General features: G+C 71.8%; 16 protein-coding genes. 11 read left to right on the top strand and 5 right to left on the bottom strand.

Annotated elements, in window-relative coordinates; translation table 11 throughout:
- Positions 1-275: 275 nt before the first annotated feature.
- Positions 276-743 (bottom strand): RDD family protein, encoded by a 468-nt coding sequence (locus ACFYV1_RS09785; RefSeq protein ID WP_389394899.1) that lies wholly within the window; start codon positions 741-743, stop codon positions 276-278.
- 207 nt (positions 744-950) lie between these two features.
- Between ACFYV1_RS09785 and glnA the strand changes: the two genes are divergently transcribed.
- The 4 genes from glnA (at position 951) to ACFYV1_RS09765 (ending at position 3,816) form a co-directional block, all read left to right on the top strand.
- Positions 951-2,360 (top strand): type I glutamate--ammonia ligase, encoded by a 1,410-nt coding sequence (gene glnA, locus ACFYV1_RS09780; RefSeq protein WP_389394898.1) that lies wholly within the window; start codon positions 951-953, stop codon positions 2,358-2,360.
- A 255-nt stretch (positions 2,361-2,615) separates the two neighbouring features.
- Complete coding sequence (locus tag ACFYV1_RS09775; RefSeq protein WP_389394897.1) at positions 2,616-2,807, top strand: hypothetical protein; 192 nt, start codon at positions 2,616-2,618, stop codon at positions 2,805-2,807.
- Between the two features lie 126 nt (positions 2,808-2,933).
- Positions 2,934-3,410, top strand: coding sequence for a hypothetical protein (locus ACFYV1_RS09770; RefSeq protein WP_389394896.1), 477 nt, complete (start codon positions 2,934-2,936; stop codon positions 3,408-3,410).
- Between the two features lie 205 nt (positions 3,411-3,615).
- Positions 3,616-3,816, top strand: coding sequence for a hypothetical protein (locus ACFYV1_RS09765; RefSeq protein ID WP_389394895.1), 201 nt, complete (start codon positions 3,616-3,618; stop codon positions 3,814-3,816).
- 215 nt (positions 3,817-4,031) lie between these two features.
- Here the strand turns inward: ACFYV1_RS09765 and ACFYV1_RS09760 are convergent, their stop codons facing one another.
- Complete coding sequence (locus ACFYV1_RS09760; RefSeq protein WP_389394894.1) at positions 4,032-5,342, bottom strand: FAD-dependent monooxygenase; 1,311 nt, start codon at positions 5,340-5,342, stop codon at positions 4,032-4,034.
- A 177-nt stretch (positions 5,343-5,519) separates the two neighbouring features.
- Here ACFYV1_RS09760 and ACFYV1_RS09755 point away from each other — a divergent pair, with 177 nt between their 5' ends.
- The 4 genes from ACFYV1_RS09755 (at position 5,520) to ACFYV1_RS09740 (ending at position 9,038) form a co-directional block, all read left to right on the top strand.
- Positions 5,520-6,506, top strand: coding sequence for a TetR/AcrR family transcriptional regulator C-terminal domain-containing protein (locus ACFYV1_RS09755; protein WP_389394893.1), 987 nt, complete (start codon positions 5,520-5,522; stop codon positions 6,504-6,506).
- A 321-nt stretch (positions 6,507-6,827) separates the two neighbouring features.
- The gene (locus ACFYV1_RS09750; protein WP_389394892.1) at positions 6,828-7,460 is read left to right on the top strand and encodes a class I SAM-dependent methyltransferase; all 633 of its coding nucleotides are present in this window, start codon (positions 6,828-6,830) and stop codon (positions 7,458-7,460) included.
- Between the two features lie 76 nt (positions 7,461-7,536).
- The gene (locus ACFYV1_RS09745) at positions 7,537-8,130 is read left to right on the top strand and encodes a GNAT family N-acetyltransferase (protein WP_389394891.1); all 594 of its coding nucleotides are present in this window, start codon (positions 7,537-7,539) and stop codon (positions 8,128-8,130) included.
- 41 nt (positions 8,131-8,171) lie between these two features.
- Positions 8,172-9,038, top strand: coding sequence for an MOSC domain-containing protein (locus ACFYV1_RS09740; protein ID WP_389394890.1), 867 nt, complete (start codon positions 8,172-8,174; stop codon positions 9,036-9,038).
- A 10-nt stretch (positions 9,039-9,048) separates the two neighbouring features.
- On the opposite strand, the gene ACFYV1_RS09735 is transcribed toward ACFYV1_RS09740, so the two are convergent.
- The gene (locus ACFYV1_RS09735) at positions 9,049-9,315 is read right to left on the bottom strand and encodes a hypothetical protein (RefSeq protein WP_389394889.1); all 267 of its coding nucleotides are present in this window, start codon (positions 9,313-9,315) and stop codon (positions 9,049-9,051) included.
- A gap of 122 nt (positions 9,316-9,437) precedes the next feature.
- Here ACFYV1_RS09735 and ACFYV1_RS09730 point away from each other — a divergent pair, with 122 nt between their 5' ends.
- Positions 9,438-9,800 (top strand): arsenate reductase family protein, encoded by a 363-nt coding sequence (locus ACFYV1_RS09730; protein WP_389394888.1) that lies wholly within the window; start codon positions 9,438-9,440, stop codon positions 9,798-9,800.
- Between the two features lie 34 nt (positions 9,801-9,834).
- On the opposite strand, the gene ACFYV1_RS09725 is transcribed toward ACFYV1_RS09730, so the two are convergent.
- Complete coding sequence (locus ACFYV1_RS09725) at positions 9,835-10,401, bottom strand: carboxymuconolactone decarboxylase family protein (protein WP_389394887.1); 567 nt, start codon at positions 10,399-10,401, stop codon at positions 9,835-9,837.
- A gap of 47 nt (positions 10,402-10,448) precedes the next feature.
- Between ACFYV1_RS09725 and ACFYV1_RS09720 the strand changes: the two genes are divergently transcribed.
- Positions 10,449-11,912 (top strand): PLP-dependent aminotransferase family protein, encoded by a 1,464-nt coding sequence (locus tag ACFYV1_RS09720; RefSeq protein WP_389394886.1) that lies wholly within the window; start codon positions 10,449-10,451, stop codon positions 11,910-11,912.
- Between the two features lie 137 nt (positions 11,913-12,049).
- Entirely contained in the window at positions 12,050-12,787 is a 738-nt protein-coding gene (locus ACFYV1_RS09715) for a hypothetical protein (RefSeq protein WP_389394885.1), read from the top strand.
- A gap of 204 nt (positions 12,788-12,991) precedes the next feature.
- Here the strand turns inward: ACFYV1_RS09715 and ACFYV1_RS09710 are convergent, their stop codons facing one another.
- Positions 12,992-13,912, bottom strand: a complete 921-nt coding sequence (locus ACFYV1_RS09710) for a Gfo/Idh/MocA family protein (RefSeq protein WP_389394884.1) — start codon at positions 13,910-13,912, stop codon at positions 12,992-12,994.
- Positions 13,913-13,940 lie beyond the last annotated feature (28 nt).

Below are 13,940 nucleotides of genomic sequence, written 5' to 3'. Positions count from 1 at the left end.
GGTGGGGGGGCCCCCGGCCCCGCCGCCCACCAGCCGGGGGGCCGGCGCCCCCGGGGGGGGGGTGGGGCGGGGGGGGCCAGGGGGGGCGCCCCCCCCCCGGGGGTTTGGGGGGGGGGCCCGGGGGGGGGGGGGGCCCCCGCCCCATTACCGCTGTGCGGCGGCTCGCTGCCGCGCCGACTCGATGCCGTGTGCCGGCTGCCGCCCGTCGCCGTGGCCGGCTGTCCCGTGGCCGGCTGTCCCGTGGGCGCGGCCGGTCCCGTGGGCGCGGCCGATGGTCAGATGCGTACCTGCACCGCGCGGGCGAGGCGGTCGTGCAGTCCGCGGCCGTCCCGGTCCCAGATGAGAGCGGGGATCGCGAGGCAGAGCAGCACACTGCGGACCAGGGCCCACCCGAAGCCGAGGCGGTCGCCGCTCTCGGAGATCACCCGAAGGCCGAGGAGCCGCTTACCGGGCGTGAACCCGATGGTGCCCACGGTCAGCAGACTGAGCACGAGGAAGATGCCGAGGGCCCAGTTCCCGGCTGCCTGCTGGTCACGGCCCGCGAACAGTTGGTATGCGATCAGGAAACAAAGTCCCCAGTCGACGAAGAGTGCTCCGAAGCGGCGCCCGAGGGGTGCGACGGAGCCCGGTCCCTGCTCCGGCAGACCCAGCCGCTGCCCCCTGTACCCGAGGTCCACGCCCATGTCCTCTGCGGCCGCGCGGGGCCCGGAGAGCCACGATCCGATTGCTTGCCTGTTGTCCACCCGTCCACGGTACTGCGCCCTGTTTCACCCTCCTGCTTGCGGGGCCGTTCCCACGCTGTGACCCTCGTCCGGTTAACTTCGTCGAAACAAATGGGTCATGCTGGAGAAATCCCGTCCGCCTACGGTCGATACCAGCGTGTGCCACCGCACTGGCCTCACGGACGAGCTGCAACCCCGCCCCTCCCGGGTGGGAGTAGGAGGAGTTGGATGTTCCAGAACGCCGATGACGCCAAGAAGTTCATCGCGGACGAGGACGTCAAGTTCATCGACGTGCGCTTCTGCGACCTTCCGGGCGTGATGCAGCACCTGACGATCCCGGCGTCGGCGTTCGACCCGACCGAGGAGCTCGCCTTCGACGGCTCCTCGATCCGCGGCTTCCAGGCGATCCACGAGTCCGACATGGCACTGCGGGCCGACCTGTCGACGGCCCGTGTCGACCCCTTCCGCCGCGACAAGACGGTCAACATCAACTTCTTCATCCACGACCCGATCACCGGCGAGCAGTACAGCCGTGACCCGCGGAACGTGGCCAAGAAGGCCGAGGCGTACCTCGCCTCCACCGGCATCGCCGACACCGCGTACTTCGGCCCCGAGGCCGAGTTCTACGTCTTCGACAACGTGCGCTTCCAGACCTCGGCGAACGAGTCCTTCTACCACATCGACTCCGAAGCGGGCGCCTGGAACACCGGCGCCGTGGAGAACAACCGCGGCTACAAGGTCCGCTACAAGGGCGGCTACTTCCCGGCCCCGCCGGTCGACCACTTCGCCGACCTGCGCGCCGAGATGTCCCTGGAGCTCGAGCGGAACGGCCTCCAGGTCGAGCGCCAGCACCACGAGGTGGGCACTGCCGGTCAGGCCGAGATCAACTACAAGTTCAACACGCTGCTCGCCGCGGCCGACGACCTGATGCTCTTCAAGTACATCGTGAAGAACGTCGCCTGGCGCAACGGCAAGACCGCGACCTTCATGCCGAAGCCGATCTTCGGCGACAACGGCTCGGGCATGCACGTCCACCAGTCGCTGTGGCAGGGCGGCGTCCCGCTGTTCTACGACGAGCAGGGCTACGCGGGCCTCTCCGACATGGCCCGCTACTACATCGGCGGCATCCTCAAGCACGCACCGTCGCTGCTGGCCTTCACCAACCCGACGGTGAACTCGTACCACCGCCTGGTGCCCGGCTTCGAGGCCCCGGTCAACCTGGTCTACTCGCAGCGCAACCGCTCCGCCGCGATGCGCATCCCGATCACGGGCTCGAACCCGAAGGCCAAGCGCGTCGAGTTCCGCGCGCCGGACCCGTCGTCCAACCCGTACCTGGCCTTCTCCGCACTGCTGCTCGCCGGGCTCGACGGCGTGAAGAACAAGATCGAGCCGGCCGAGCCGATCGACAAGGACCTCTACGAGCTGGCCCCCGAGGAGCACGCGGGCGTCGCCCAGGTCCCGACCTCCCTTCCGGCGGTCCTCGACGCCCTCGAGGCGGACAACGAGTACCTGCAGGCGGGCGGCGTCTTCACCTCGGACCTGATCGAGACGTGGATCGACTACAAGCGCACCCACGAGATCGCCCCGATCCAGCTGCGCCCGCACCCGCACGAGTTCGAGCTGTACTTCGACCTCTAGAGATCACCGCGGGCCGGAGCGGGTCTCCGCTCCCCCGGGCCCCGTGCGCAGGCCGTCGGCCGTGCTCTTCCCTCACCGGAAGGCACGGCCGACGGCCGTTCGACACGCACCTCTGACGCGCGCGCCGCACACCCATACGCAGCCCTGACGCGCGAGACCGGCGCCGCGGTCGACGCCGCCCCTACCGTGTCCTCATGACGACTTCGCTCCCACAGGACGCACCCTCCGGCAGCACGGTGGCCCAGGGCTACGGACGTGAGGGTCACTGAGGCCGATCGCGGCATCCGTCGGGCCGTCTACACGCTGGGCCTTGCCGCTTCGGTACTGATCCTCTGCGGCTCCGTCTTCAACGCGGTCTGGGTTCTCGGAATCGGCGGATGGCTGATGGCCGCCGCGTTCGTGGTCGAATTGGTCTACAGACCCGGACGGCTGCCGGGCGATCGGTGAACCGCACCGCTGCGCCGTCCTGGACGAACGCAGCGCCCGGCACGGGGGGTCGAGCCTCCTCGCCGGGCGGACCTCGTCCGCTGTCGCTGATGACCGTGACGGCGAATTCCAGGAGAAGGGGCCGCTTTGATCCTCCTCATACCGGTGGTGTTCCTCGCTGCCGTCGCCTTGGTCCTGTTCCTCCTGGTCCGGAGTGTCGGAGCCGCCTTGCCGGGTGACAGGCACTGGACCGGATGGCGCCGTGCGGTGGTCGCCGCCGCCTTCGCCTGCGCGGCCACGGCCACGGCCGCCTACGCACTGGGAGCCATGGCTCTGATATCGACCGTGGCCGTGGCACAGGACGGCGGCGCGGACTCGGCTCCCTTTCCCTACGACCACCCGTGCAGAGCCCAGTTGGATGGTGCGGTGGACTACGAGGTCCAGTTCCTCACCCTGCGCACCGTGTGCGTCATGGAGGACGGCAGCCGCAGGGAGGTGGCGGACGTGTCACCGGGCGTCCGGGCGACGGCGGCGGCTTCGGCGGCCTGTGCCGCCGTGTCGGCGGGGATCGTTCTGGCCTCCGGAGCCTCACGAGGGCGCCCCGCTGGCAGCGGGCGACGCTAGGGGTCCGCTGACGGGGGGCTACGGCGGGCCGGCTCGCCCATCCGCCCATGCCGTCGCGGCCGCGCCCCGCGGTGCGGGTCCGGGGCCGCTGTCAGGTGCCATGATCTTCGCCATCCGGGCGAGCCCGGTCGCCGACCGGAGCCGGAGAGCCGTCGGGTGACGAGAAGCGGCGGCGGCCCACCCGCCGCGGCGGGACGGAGCGGACATGGCAGAGATACCCGAGTACTCGATGTACCACTTCTCTCAGGCCAACCCGGCCGGACCGGGCAGCACGGATGTTCCGGCGCTGCTGCGGCGGGTGGCGGACAGCATCGAGTCGATCGACGGGGCCGAGGTCTTCGACATCGTGTTCCGGCCGGACCCGGGCGACGGTCAGCCGACCATGACCGTCTACTACGACCGTTGATCGCTCTCCCGGTTGAAGCCGGGAGATTCCTGCCCACCTCGCGGTGGCGGGCTCGACGCGCTGTGCGCGCCTGACGACTGCCCTTCCGGCGGAGCGCCACGTCCGCTCGGCCGCCGCCGGGATGAGCGCGAGGGCCTGCGGTACAGGAGCACCGGCCAGGATCAGCGGTGCACCACCCCGCCCCGTGCTGGGGCAGGGTGACGGCAGGCCTTCGATCAGTCCTGTGTCCTGACACTCGTCCGGTGGTGTGAGCCGAGGCCGTCCGGTGTGCCCTCGATCCTGTCGGCGGCTTCGCTGACCCGTGGCCGGGGCCGATTCCGCATGTCCGCGGCGAGACCGTAGTCCGGCAGTGCGATGTTCCCGGCCCTGGCGAACTGTGCGGCGAGCAGGTTCCGCACCGGCCAGCGGGTCATCTGCCGCATGAAGAGGTCTCGCAGCCGGATACCGGAAGGGCCCATGGGCGCAAGCATCCTGGCGCCGCCCGGAGGGAGTTGCTGGGCCTGGCTCACGTACGGGCGCATCACCGCGTCGTAGCGGCGGAAGGCGACATAGGGGTCGCCCTCGGCGGCGGCGATCTCACCGGCCAGGACGTAGGCTCCGACCAGAGCGAGGCTGGTCCCGAGGCCGGTCAGCGGTGTCGCGCAGTATCCGGCGTCACCGAGCAGCGCCACGCGGCCGCGCGACCAGCTGTCGAGGCGGACCTGGCCGACGGAGTCGAAGAAGAAGTCCGGCGCGGTGCGCATCGCCCGCAGCAGGCGTGGGGTCTCCCAGCCGACGTGTGCGAAACGCCTTTCCACGAGCTCCTGTTGGCCGGCGACGTCCCGGCGGTCGTAGGCGAGCGGTGGCGAGCGGAAGCTCAATCCCGCCTTGATCTCGCCGGGGAGGCGGCCGGGCCGTGCGGAGACGACCAGCCCACCGGGCGCGTTGTGCATCAGGTACCAGCCGTCGAGGTCCAGGTCGTCGTGGACGGTGAACCACGTCGTGTAGACGTCGATCGGGTGGACGAAGTCCCGCTCCGGGCCGAAGGCCAGCGCACGCACCACGGAGTGCGGCCCGTCCGCGCCGACGACGAGCGCGAACCGGCGCGGCGCGGCCTTCTCGAAGGTGACGGTGACCGCGTCCGCGTCCTGATCGATCCCGGTGATGGTGTCGTCGAAGAGGTATTCCGTGTCCGGCAGGGTGGCCTCGTACAGCAGACGGGCGAGGTCGCCGCGCAGGATCTCGATCTCGGAGACGATCCCCTCACCGCCGAAGCTGTCGGCCGGCATCCGCGCGGTGGTCCGGCCGGCGTTGTCGACGAAGGCGAGGCCGCGCTGGTCCACGCTCTCCGCCCTGGCTCGGTCCATCAACCCCATCCGCTCGATCACGGTGCGGCCGGCGCCGCGCAGATCCACGGTCTGTCCGCCCGGCCGGGGTCCCCGCGCGCGTTCCACGACGGTGACCGAGAAGCCCCCCATGCGTAGCCAGTACGCCAGCGCGGGACCTGCGATGCCGGCACCGCAGACGAGTATCTCCTTGTTGGTCATGAGCGTGAAAATACGCCGTACGCATCGTGCTTCGCAAGCACTAGACCCTTGCCCAATAAGCCTGCTTGGCCATAGACGCACTAGTGCACTGGCGTTCCGGAGGCACTCGGGAACGCGCAATGCCCGAGTTGGCGGCTAGGATGGCGTCCATCCAGGTGCACTAGTGCGGAGGGTGTCGTGGGCGGACAGGCGGTACCGCGCTACAGCCAGATCGTCGCTGAACTGCGGCAACGGATCGACACGGGCGAACTCACGCCGGGCGATCGCGTGCCCTCGACCCGTGAGATCACCAGGCAGTGGGGCGTCGCAATGGCGACCGCGACCAAAGTGCTCGCCGAGTTGCGCCGCGAGGGCCTGGTCCGCGCCGTCCCAGGGGTCGGGACGGTCGTCGAGGCCCCCAGCCGCCCGGGACGCACCGCCCGCCCCGCGACCGCCCCGCGGCCGGTCAGGCCGCTCGAAGCGCCGTCGGTCCAGGGGGCGCTGACGCTGGAACGGATCGTCACCGCCGGTGTCACGGTCGCCGATGCGGAAGGGCTGGCCGCGGTCTCGATGCGCAGGGTCGCCGCCGAGCTCGGGGTGGCGACCATGTCGCTGTACCGACATGTGGCCGACAAGGAGGATCTGCTGACGCGGATGATGGACGCGGCGATCGGGGAGCGTCCGTTGCCAGCCGACCCGCCGGCAGGCTGGCGGGAGACGATCGAGTTCGCAGCCCGGCAGCTCTGGGGTGTGTTCCGCCACCACCTGTGGGTCGCTCCGGCCCTGTCGGTGACCCGCCCTCACATGATCGCGTCGGGACTGCCGTACAGCGAGTGGACTGTCTCCACCCTGCACGCGCACGGACTCGATCTGCAGAGCGCCTTCACCGCGCATCTCACGCTGCTCAACTACGTCCGCGGGGTCGCCGTCAACCTGGAGGCGGAGCGGGAGGCCGAGGCGCAAAGCGGCCTCGACACCGAGGAGTGGATGGACACCCAGGTGCCCGCGCTCCTGGCGGTTCTGGCAACCGGCCGGTTCCCCGCACTCTCCCGCCTCTCCGAGGTCGGTTACGACCTCGACCGCGACGCCCTCTTCGAGTTCGGCCTCCAGCGTCTCCTCGACGGTCTCGCCGCACTCCTCGACGAGCTTCCGCCGGCCGGACGGACAACCCGAGAGGCCGACTGACCGGGGCGCCGGAGGAAGCGGCCTCCGGATCGGTCCGCGCCTCGGGGCCGTGACGCCACGTCCGCCCCGGGCTCTCGTCCCGGCTTCGGAGCCGGCGAAGCGACCGGGACTCCCGCAAAAGGCACCGGCGTTCACGCCGGGACGACCGCGTCGCGTGGTCGGCCCCATCGGTCCACAACACGCACCTTGGGACACACCGGCAGTTCGGCCTCATCGACGGCCGAGTCGCAGCTGCCGTGGATCGTCACACCCGGCGGGTGTCTCCGGTGGGCCGGCCTCCGCCGCGGACACCGGCGTCCGGTGCTGTGGCAGGGTCGCGGCATGCCCTTCGATCACAACGACCACTATCACCGCCTGCTGTTGCGCCATGTGCCGCGGAACGCCGTCGCGGCTCTGGACGTGGGGTGCGGGACGGGACGGTTCGCGCGGCGGCTGGCCGGCCTCGGGATGGACGTCGATGCCGTCGATCCGTCCGCCGAGGTCATCGCGGAGGCACGCGCGCTGTCCCCGGACGCCAGGAGCCCGCGGTTCGCGCGGGCGGACATCAGGGAGATGGAACTGCCCAAGGGGCACTACGACTTCGTCTCGTGCCTGGCGAGCCTGCACCACATGCCGTTCGACACCGTCACCGCGCTGCGGGAATCGCTCGCACCAGGGGGCGTACTGGTGGTCCTCGGGTGCTATCCGGAAAGGACACCGGTCGACTGGGCCTGGAGCCTGGCGGCCGTTCCGGTCAACGCCGGCGCCCGGCTCGGTGTCGCCGTGGCCGAAAGGTTCCGCCCGGCTGACGCGACCGGGCGGACCGGAGCTCCGGTGCGGCCGCCCGTGACGGCCCTGGCCGACATCCGCCGCCAGGCGGCGGACCTGCTCCCCGGAGCACGTGTCCGGAGGCTGCTCTTCTGGCGTTTCCTGCTCGTCTTCTCCTGCTCGTCTTCCGCGACCACGATGAACTGAACGATGAACCGAACGTGAATTGCACTAGTACATAAAGCTGTTGTCAGTAGTGCATACGGCGGTTAGATTTGGCGGCATGACTGCCAAGGCCCCCTCCCCCACCACCCTCACCGGCCGCCATGTACGGCTCGAGCCGCTCACCGTGGACCATCTCCCGGACCTCTTCCTCGCGGGCGGTAACGACGAGGAGGTGTGGCGCTGGCTGGGCAGGCCCGCCCCGCGGACCGAGGCTGAGCTCGGGGAGACACTCCGCGAGGTGCTGGAGGGGGCGCGGCAGGGCCGGTACGTGCCGTTCGCCGTGATCCACCTCGGATCCGGCCGGGCCGCCGGCTGGACCGCGTACCTGGACGTCAGCGAGGAGGACGAACACCTCGAGATCGGCTGGACCTGGTACGGGCGGGCGTACTGGCGGACGGCGGTGAACACCGAGGCGAAGCTGCTGCTGCTGTCCCACGCCTTCGACGAACTCGGCATGGAACGCGTCCAGTTGAAGACCGACCACATGAACCGGCGCTCGCAGGACGCCATCGCGCGGCTCGGGGCGCGGCGGGAGGGTGTGCTGCGGCGGCACCGGCGGCGGCCGGACGGGACGTGGCGCGACAGTGTCTACTTCTCGCTCCTCGCCGACGAGTGGCAGGACACCAGGAAACGACTGGAGGCCAGGCTGTGACCGGCGGACCACGGGCGGACGCCCACGTACGATCGGGAAGTATGAAGATCACCGTTCAGGCATTGACGTACTTCCCCGTCAAGGGCTGCGCCGGAACGCCCGTGGCGTCGGCGCGTGTCGGCGTCATGGGGCTGGAGCACGACCGGACGTTCATGGTCGTCGACGCCGTCGACGGGACCTTCCGGAGCCAGCGGAAGACACCCGCCCTGGCAGCGATCCGGCCGGAGGTCCTCGACGGCGGGCGGGCGTTGCGGCTGAGCGCACAAGGGGTCGAGAGCCTGGTCGTACCGGTCGACCCGGAGGGCGAACCCCGGCCGGTGACCCTGTTCGACAGGGCGATCGGTCAGGTCCCGGATCAGGGCGAGGAGGCCGCCGAGTGGTTCTCCGACGTTCTCGGCAGCAAGTCGCGGCTGGTGCGGGTGCCCCGGGGCTTCGACCGGAACGGCTGGGGCGAGACCCCGGGGAAGATCGCTTTCGCGGACGCGCACGCCGTGCTCGTCGTGTCGCAGGCGTCGCTGGACGGGCTGAACGCGCGGATCGAGGCCGCCGGCGGGAAGCCGGTGCCGATGGACCGCTTCCGCGCCAACATCGTGCTGGACGGGTGCACGGAGCCCCACGAGGAGGACCTCATGCGGCGGCTGGAGGCCGGGAGCATGCAACTCGCCCACTCCGTGCGGGCGCTGCGCTGCTCGGTGGTGCTGGTGGACCAGCGCACGGGGTCGCGGGCCGGTCCGGAGCCGGTGCGCACGCTCGCGACGTACCGGCGGGAGCCCTCGTACGACAACAAGGTGAGCTTCGGCGCGAAGACGGCCGTGGTCCGCACGGGCACGGTGGCGGTCGGGGACAGGGTGAGTGTGGACCGGTACGGGAACGGGGCGCCGGATCCCCGGCGCCCCGCCTCCCCGTGAACCGGCCGGCTCAGCGGCCGTAGCGGATCAGCGCCCTGACCATCCGGCATGTGGTGTCGGACGGGGCGTGGACGCCGATGCGCTCGGCGGTCGCCCGTATCCGGCGGTTGTCGGCGGTGGCCGGGTGGTAGACGCCCGAGTCGAGCAGGGCGATCGTCAGGCGCATGGCCTTCAGCCGGCGGTTGTGGGACACGTACCACTCGCGCGGCTGTCCGGCCGGGAGCGGCTTCTTCCTGGGCGGGGTCAAGGGCTTCGTCGTGAGTGTGGCAACGGCCATCGGCAACCTCCTGGCGCGGTGGCGGGACCATCCCGAACTACTGTTCATTCTACCGGGGGGCACTGACAATTTCCCCTGGCCAGACGGTGTTTGAGCAGTCCGCGAGCGGTACCGTGGAGCGCATGGAGATCTGGATCAACCCCGCCTGTTCCAAGTGCCGCGGCGCGCTCGAACTGCTCGACGCGGAGGGCACCGAGTACACCGTGCGCCGCTACCTCGAGGACGTGCCGACCGAGGACGAGATCCGCGCGGTCCTCGAGCGCCTCGGCCTCGAGCCGTGGGACATCACGCGCACGGGCGAGGCCGTGGCGAAGGAGCTGGGCCTGGGGGACTGGCCGCGGGAGGCCGGTTCGCGCGACAGGTGGATCGCCGCGCTCTCACAGCACCCGAAGCTCATCCAGCGCCCGATCATCACGGCGGAGGACGGCACCGCCGTGGTGGCTCGTACGGACGAGGCGGTCCGGGACGCGATGACGCGCCGCTGACCGGCCACGGCACGCTTCGCGCTCCGGGAGGACGTCAGCGCCCGTCCGTGCCGGCCCGCTTGGTCGTCGCGAGCGCGATCCGGTTCCAGGTGTTGATGGTGAGGATCAGAGCCAGGAGCCGGGCCAGTTCACGGTCGTCGAAGTGGCGGGCGGCCTGCGCGTAGACGTCGTCCGTCAGACCGCCGTCGGCGATCAGCGTCACCGACTCGGTCAGGGCGAGGGCGGCCTGTTCCTTCTCCGTGAAGAAGTGGGGGGCCTCGCGCCAGACCGCCGTCATGTGCAGGCGCTCCTCGCTCTCCCCCGCCTTGCGGGCGTCGGCCGTGTGCATATGGAGGCAGTAGGCGCAGCGGTTGAGCTGTGAGGAGCGGATCTGGACCAGTTCGACGAGTACCGGGTCCAGGCCCTCGCGGGCCGCCGCGTCGAGACCGATCACGGCCCGGAACGCCTTCGGGGCGGCCTTGGCGAAGTCGATGCGGGCGGGGGCCCGGTGCGGGGTTCCGGTCTCGTGCGGGGTTCCGGTCTCGTGCGGGGTTCCGGTCTCGTGGGGGGTTCCGGTCTCGTGGGGTGTCACGGTCTCGTGCGGTGTCTGCGTCGTCGTCATGGAAAAAAATCTAGGAGCCGGAGCGACCGGTTGTAGGGTGCATTTCCGTGGCGGAATCATGGGTCAATTTCGCGGAGCGACTGGGTTCCGATCTGCATCTGGAGCTGACCGGAACCGGTGGCCGGCGGGCCGCACTGATACGGGCACTGCGTGAGGCCGTACGGAGCGGGCGGCTGGCTCCCGGTGCTCGGCTGCCGCCGTACCGTTCACTGGCGGCCGACCTCGGGATCGCCCGGAACACCGTCGCCGACGCGTACGCAGAGCTGGTCGCCGAGGGCTGGCTCACCGCGCGTCAGGGCTCGGGGACCCGCGTCGCCGAGCGGGCCGCGCCGGTGGCGTCCGCCCCCACGAGGCGCCCGCCCGCGAAGCCGGTCCGGCCCCTGCACGACCTGGTGCAGGGACAGCCGGACCCGTCCGCCTTTCCGCGCGCGGCGTGGCTGGCCTCGGCGCGCCGGGCGTTGACCGCCGCACCGCACGACGCGTTCGGGCCCGGGGATCCACGCGGGCGGCCGGAGTTGCGGGAGGCGCTGGCCGGCTATCTGGCACGGGCGCGCGGGGTGCGGACCGAGCCGAGCCGGATCGTGCTCTGCTCGGGGACCGCGCACGCGCTGCGCCTGCTGGCGGCGGTCGTGGGCGGGCGGTGGGCGGTGGAGGCGTACGGCCTGCCCTTCCACCGCGGTCTGCTCGCGGACGCGGGGGTGAGCTCCGTGCCGCTGACCGTCGACGAGGAGGGCGCGGACACGGGCGGGCTGGGCCGGGAGGCCGCCGTACTCCTCACTCCCGCGCACCAGTTCCCCACGGGCGGACCGCTGAGCCCGTCCAGGCGTGCCGCCGTGGTGGACTGGGCGCGGTCGACGGGTGGCACGGTGCTGGAGGACGACTACGACGGCGAGTTCCGTTACGACCGGCAGCCGGTCGGCGCCGTACAGGGCCTGGACCCGGACAGCGTGGTGTTCATGGGGTCGGTGAGCAAGAGCCTGTCCCCCGCGCTGCGGATCGGCTGGATGGTGCTGCCGGGACGGCTGGTGGACGACGTGGTGGCGGCGAAGGGCGAACGGGAGCAGTTCTCGAGCGCCACGGAGCAGCTGACGCTCGCGGACTTCATCGCCTGCGGCGGGTACGACCGGCATGTGCGCGGGATGCGGCAGCGGTACCGGCGGCGACGCGACCGGCTGGCCTCCGTGCTCGCACAACGTGCGCCGCAGGTAAAGGTGTCGGGCATCGCGGCGGGGCTGCACGCCGTTCTGGAGCTTCCGGCGGGGACCGAGCGGACCGTGGTCAAGGCGGCGGCGTGGCAGGGGCTCGCGCTGGAGGGGCTGGCCGGCTACCGGCATCCGGCGGCGGGCGGCCGGGGCGGGGACGGTCTGGTGGTCGGGTACGCGACGCCGCCGGAGCATCTGTACGGGGACGCGCTGGACGCGCTGTGCCGGGCGCTGCCCGCTCCCGACAGTCCCGGAGCCCCGTCCCCCGCTCCCACTTCCGCTCCCTCCTCCGACAGCACGAAGCCGTGAGGCCGGAAAGCCCGGCACCTTGACGAACGTTGAGGAAGAAGGCGGCGGGGCGGATGAGCAGTGGGCCGCGGCCACTCGTATGTAGAGGCACAAGGAACCATCCGGCCGCCCCCGCGGCCGGGGACAGGAGCCCTTACGTGTCACGCAAGAAGACCCTCAGCGGCAGGAAGAAGATCGCTCTCCTCGTCGGCGCCGCGGCCATGGCCGGCGGCACCGCGATCGCCATGACCGGGACGAGCAATGCGTCTGTCGCCTGCGACGGGCTCGCCCAGGCGGTCCGCAACAACGAGAACTTCATCGCCGGTCAACAGGCGTCCCCGGACGCCCAGTCGGCGGCCCGCATCGCCAACCGGGAGGCGGTGATCACGCAGATCAGGGTCCAGCAGAAGGCGGCCGGCTGTGACGCGGGCGGGGACGGAGGCGGCGGCGGTGACGGCGGCCAGGCGGCCGCGCCCCCGGCGGGCGACCAGGTGGGCGGCGAGACCGGCGACCAGGCCGGCGAGGACGCGGGTGCGGGTGCGGGTGCGGGTGCGGGTGCGGGCCAGGGTACGGGCGACGCGGGCCGGGGCGAAGAGGCCGGTCAGGGAGACGAAGCCGGTCAGGGCGCGGGTGGCGGCGGCGCCGCGGGCGAGGTCGTCTGCGCCGGTTCGACCGTGACGCTCTCCGGGGAGGGCGGCGCCCCTGCCGCCTCCAGCAGCGAGTTCCCCGTCGGAACGCAGCTCAAGGTCACCAACCTGGACAACGACAAGTCCACGACCGTCGAGGTCACCTCGGTCTCCGGCAGTTGCGCCCTGCTGAACAACGCGGCCTTCGAGCAGGTCCGCGAGGCGGGCAAGTTCCTGATCCGCAACGCGCGCATCGAGCGCGTCGGCTGACCGGCCCCGGCCGCCGGATCCCGGAACGGACGCCGTGGCCGCTCCCCTTCCACTGTCCCAGGAGGAGCATTCGCCGCCGGGCCGCACACCCGGCGGCGGCCACGCCGTCGTCCCGCCCGGACGGCCGCCCCCGGACGCCGTAGCCGCAGACAGCCGTGATGCCCCCGCCGGCCCTGCGGCTACGGCCCCTTCCCGACCGTCCCGCTACGGGGCCGTGCCCGCCAGCACCTGCTCCGCCTCCGCGAGGATCTCCGTGAGCCGCACCCCGAAGCGGATGTCGCAGTCGTGCGGCTGCCCCGTGCGTACCGCCTCGAGCAGCGCGTCCACCGCCCTGCGGAACGAGTCGACGGGGTCGCCCCAGCCCTCCGGCAGCTCTGCCCTCCCGTGCTCGCCCAGCAGCACGAGGCTGGTGCCCGCCGCCTTGCCCGGCGCGCCCAGCCCGAGCGTCACCGTGCTCGACGCGCCGGAGTCGTGACGCAGCACCAGGTGCACGGTGCCCGCCGGGCCCCGCCCGGCCGACAGCGTTGTCACATCGCCGAGGACCGGGATCAGGGCCGAGAGCGCGTGCGGGCCGACGTCCCAGAGGCCACCCTTCTCACGACGCCACGGCGACGCCGCGAACGGGCTGTCCGAGTCATCCGCGTACAGCGAACCGAGCCACTGCGCGTGCCCCGTGAACCATCCGCCCGACGCGGCCTGTTCCGCCACCCACGGGGCCGTGTCCGCGGCGAACCGCAACGTGCAGAAGACCACGGAGGCCACCGCCGCGTCGTGGGCGGCGTCGGCGCCCGCCCGCGCCGCGGCGACGCTCGTGGCCACCGGCTTGTCCAGCAGAAGATGACATCCCGCCGCCGCGGCCCTGGCCGCCAGCGGGGCCTGGACGTCCGGCGGCAGCGCGAAGGCGACCGCGTCGCTGACCGCGAACAGGGCGTCGATGCCCTCGTCCCCGGTGAACGCGGCCGTGCCATGCGCGTCGGCCAGCGCCGCGGCCGCCTCCGGCCGCCTCCCCCACACCCCGCTGAACACGACATCCGGGTGCCCGGCCAGCGCCGGTGCCTGCGTCATCCCGGCCCACGGCCCGGCGCCGAGGAGCCCGATACGCGGCTGCTGCGTCTGCTTCTTCATGCGCACCAGTGTGCACGGCGGCGAGAAC

The sequence above is a fragment of the Streptomyces sp. NPDC003023 genome (assembly GCF_042888225.1).
In the GTDB taxonomy this organism is placed as follows: Bacteria; Actinomycetota; Actinomycetes; order Streptomycetales; family Streptomycetaceae; genus Streptomyces.
The sequence above is the reverse complement of the archived record's forward strand: the minus strand, read 5'-3'. Positions and strand labels throughout refer to the sequence as shown.

What these genes read in the sequence shown, in the direction of transcription:
- glnA (WP_389394898.1), top strand. Translation starts at nt 951, where the DNA reads ATGTTCCAGAACGCCGATGACGCCAAGAAGTTCATCGCGGACGAGGAC.
- ACFYV1_RS09765 (WP_389394895.1), top strand. Translation starts at nt 3,616, where the DNA reads ATGGCAGAGATACCCGAGTACTCGATGTACCACTTCTCTCAGGCCAAC.
- ACFYV1_RS09760 (WP_389394894.1), bottom strand. Translation starts at nt 5,342, where the DNA reads ATGACCAACAAGGAGATACTCGTCTGCGGTGCCGGCATCGCAGGTCCC.
- ACFYV1_RS09750 (WP_389394892.1), top strand. Translation starts at nt 6,828, where the DNA reads ATGCCCTTCGATCACAACGACCACTATCACCGCCTGCTGTTGCGCCAT.
- ACFYV1_RS09745 (WP_389394891.1), top strand. Translation starts at nt 7,537, where the DNA reads ATGACTGCCAAGGCCCCCTCCCCCACCACCCTCACCGGCCGCCATGTA.
- ACFYV1_RS09740 (WP_389394890.1), top strand. Translation starts at nt 8,172, where the DNA reads ATGAAGATCACCGTTCAGGCATTGACGTACTTCCCCGTCAAGGGCTGC.
- ACFYV1_RS09735 (WP_389394889.1), bottom strand. Translation starts at nt 9,315, where the DNA reads ATGGCCGTTGCCACACTCACGACGAAGCCCTTGACCCCGCCCAGGAAG.
- ACFYV1_RS09730 (WP_389394888.1), top strand. Translation starts at nt 9,438, where the DNA reads ATGGAGATCTGGATCAACCCCGCCTGTTCCAAGTGCCGCGGCGCGCTC.
- ACFYV1_RS09725 (WP_389394887.1), bottom strand. Translation starts at nt 10,401, where the DNA reads ATGACGACGACGCAGACACCGCACGAGACCGTGACACCCCACGAGACC.
- ACFYV1_RS09710 (WP_389394884.1), bottom strand. Translation starts at nt 13,912, where the DNA reads ATGAAGAAGCAGACGCAGCAGCCGCGTATCGGGCTCCTCGGCGCCGGG.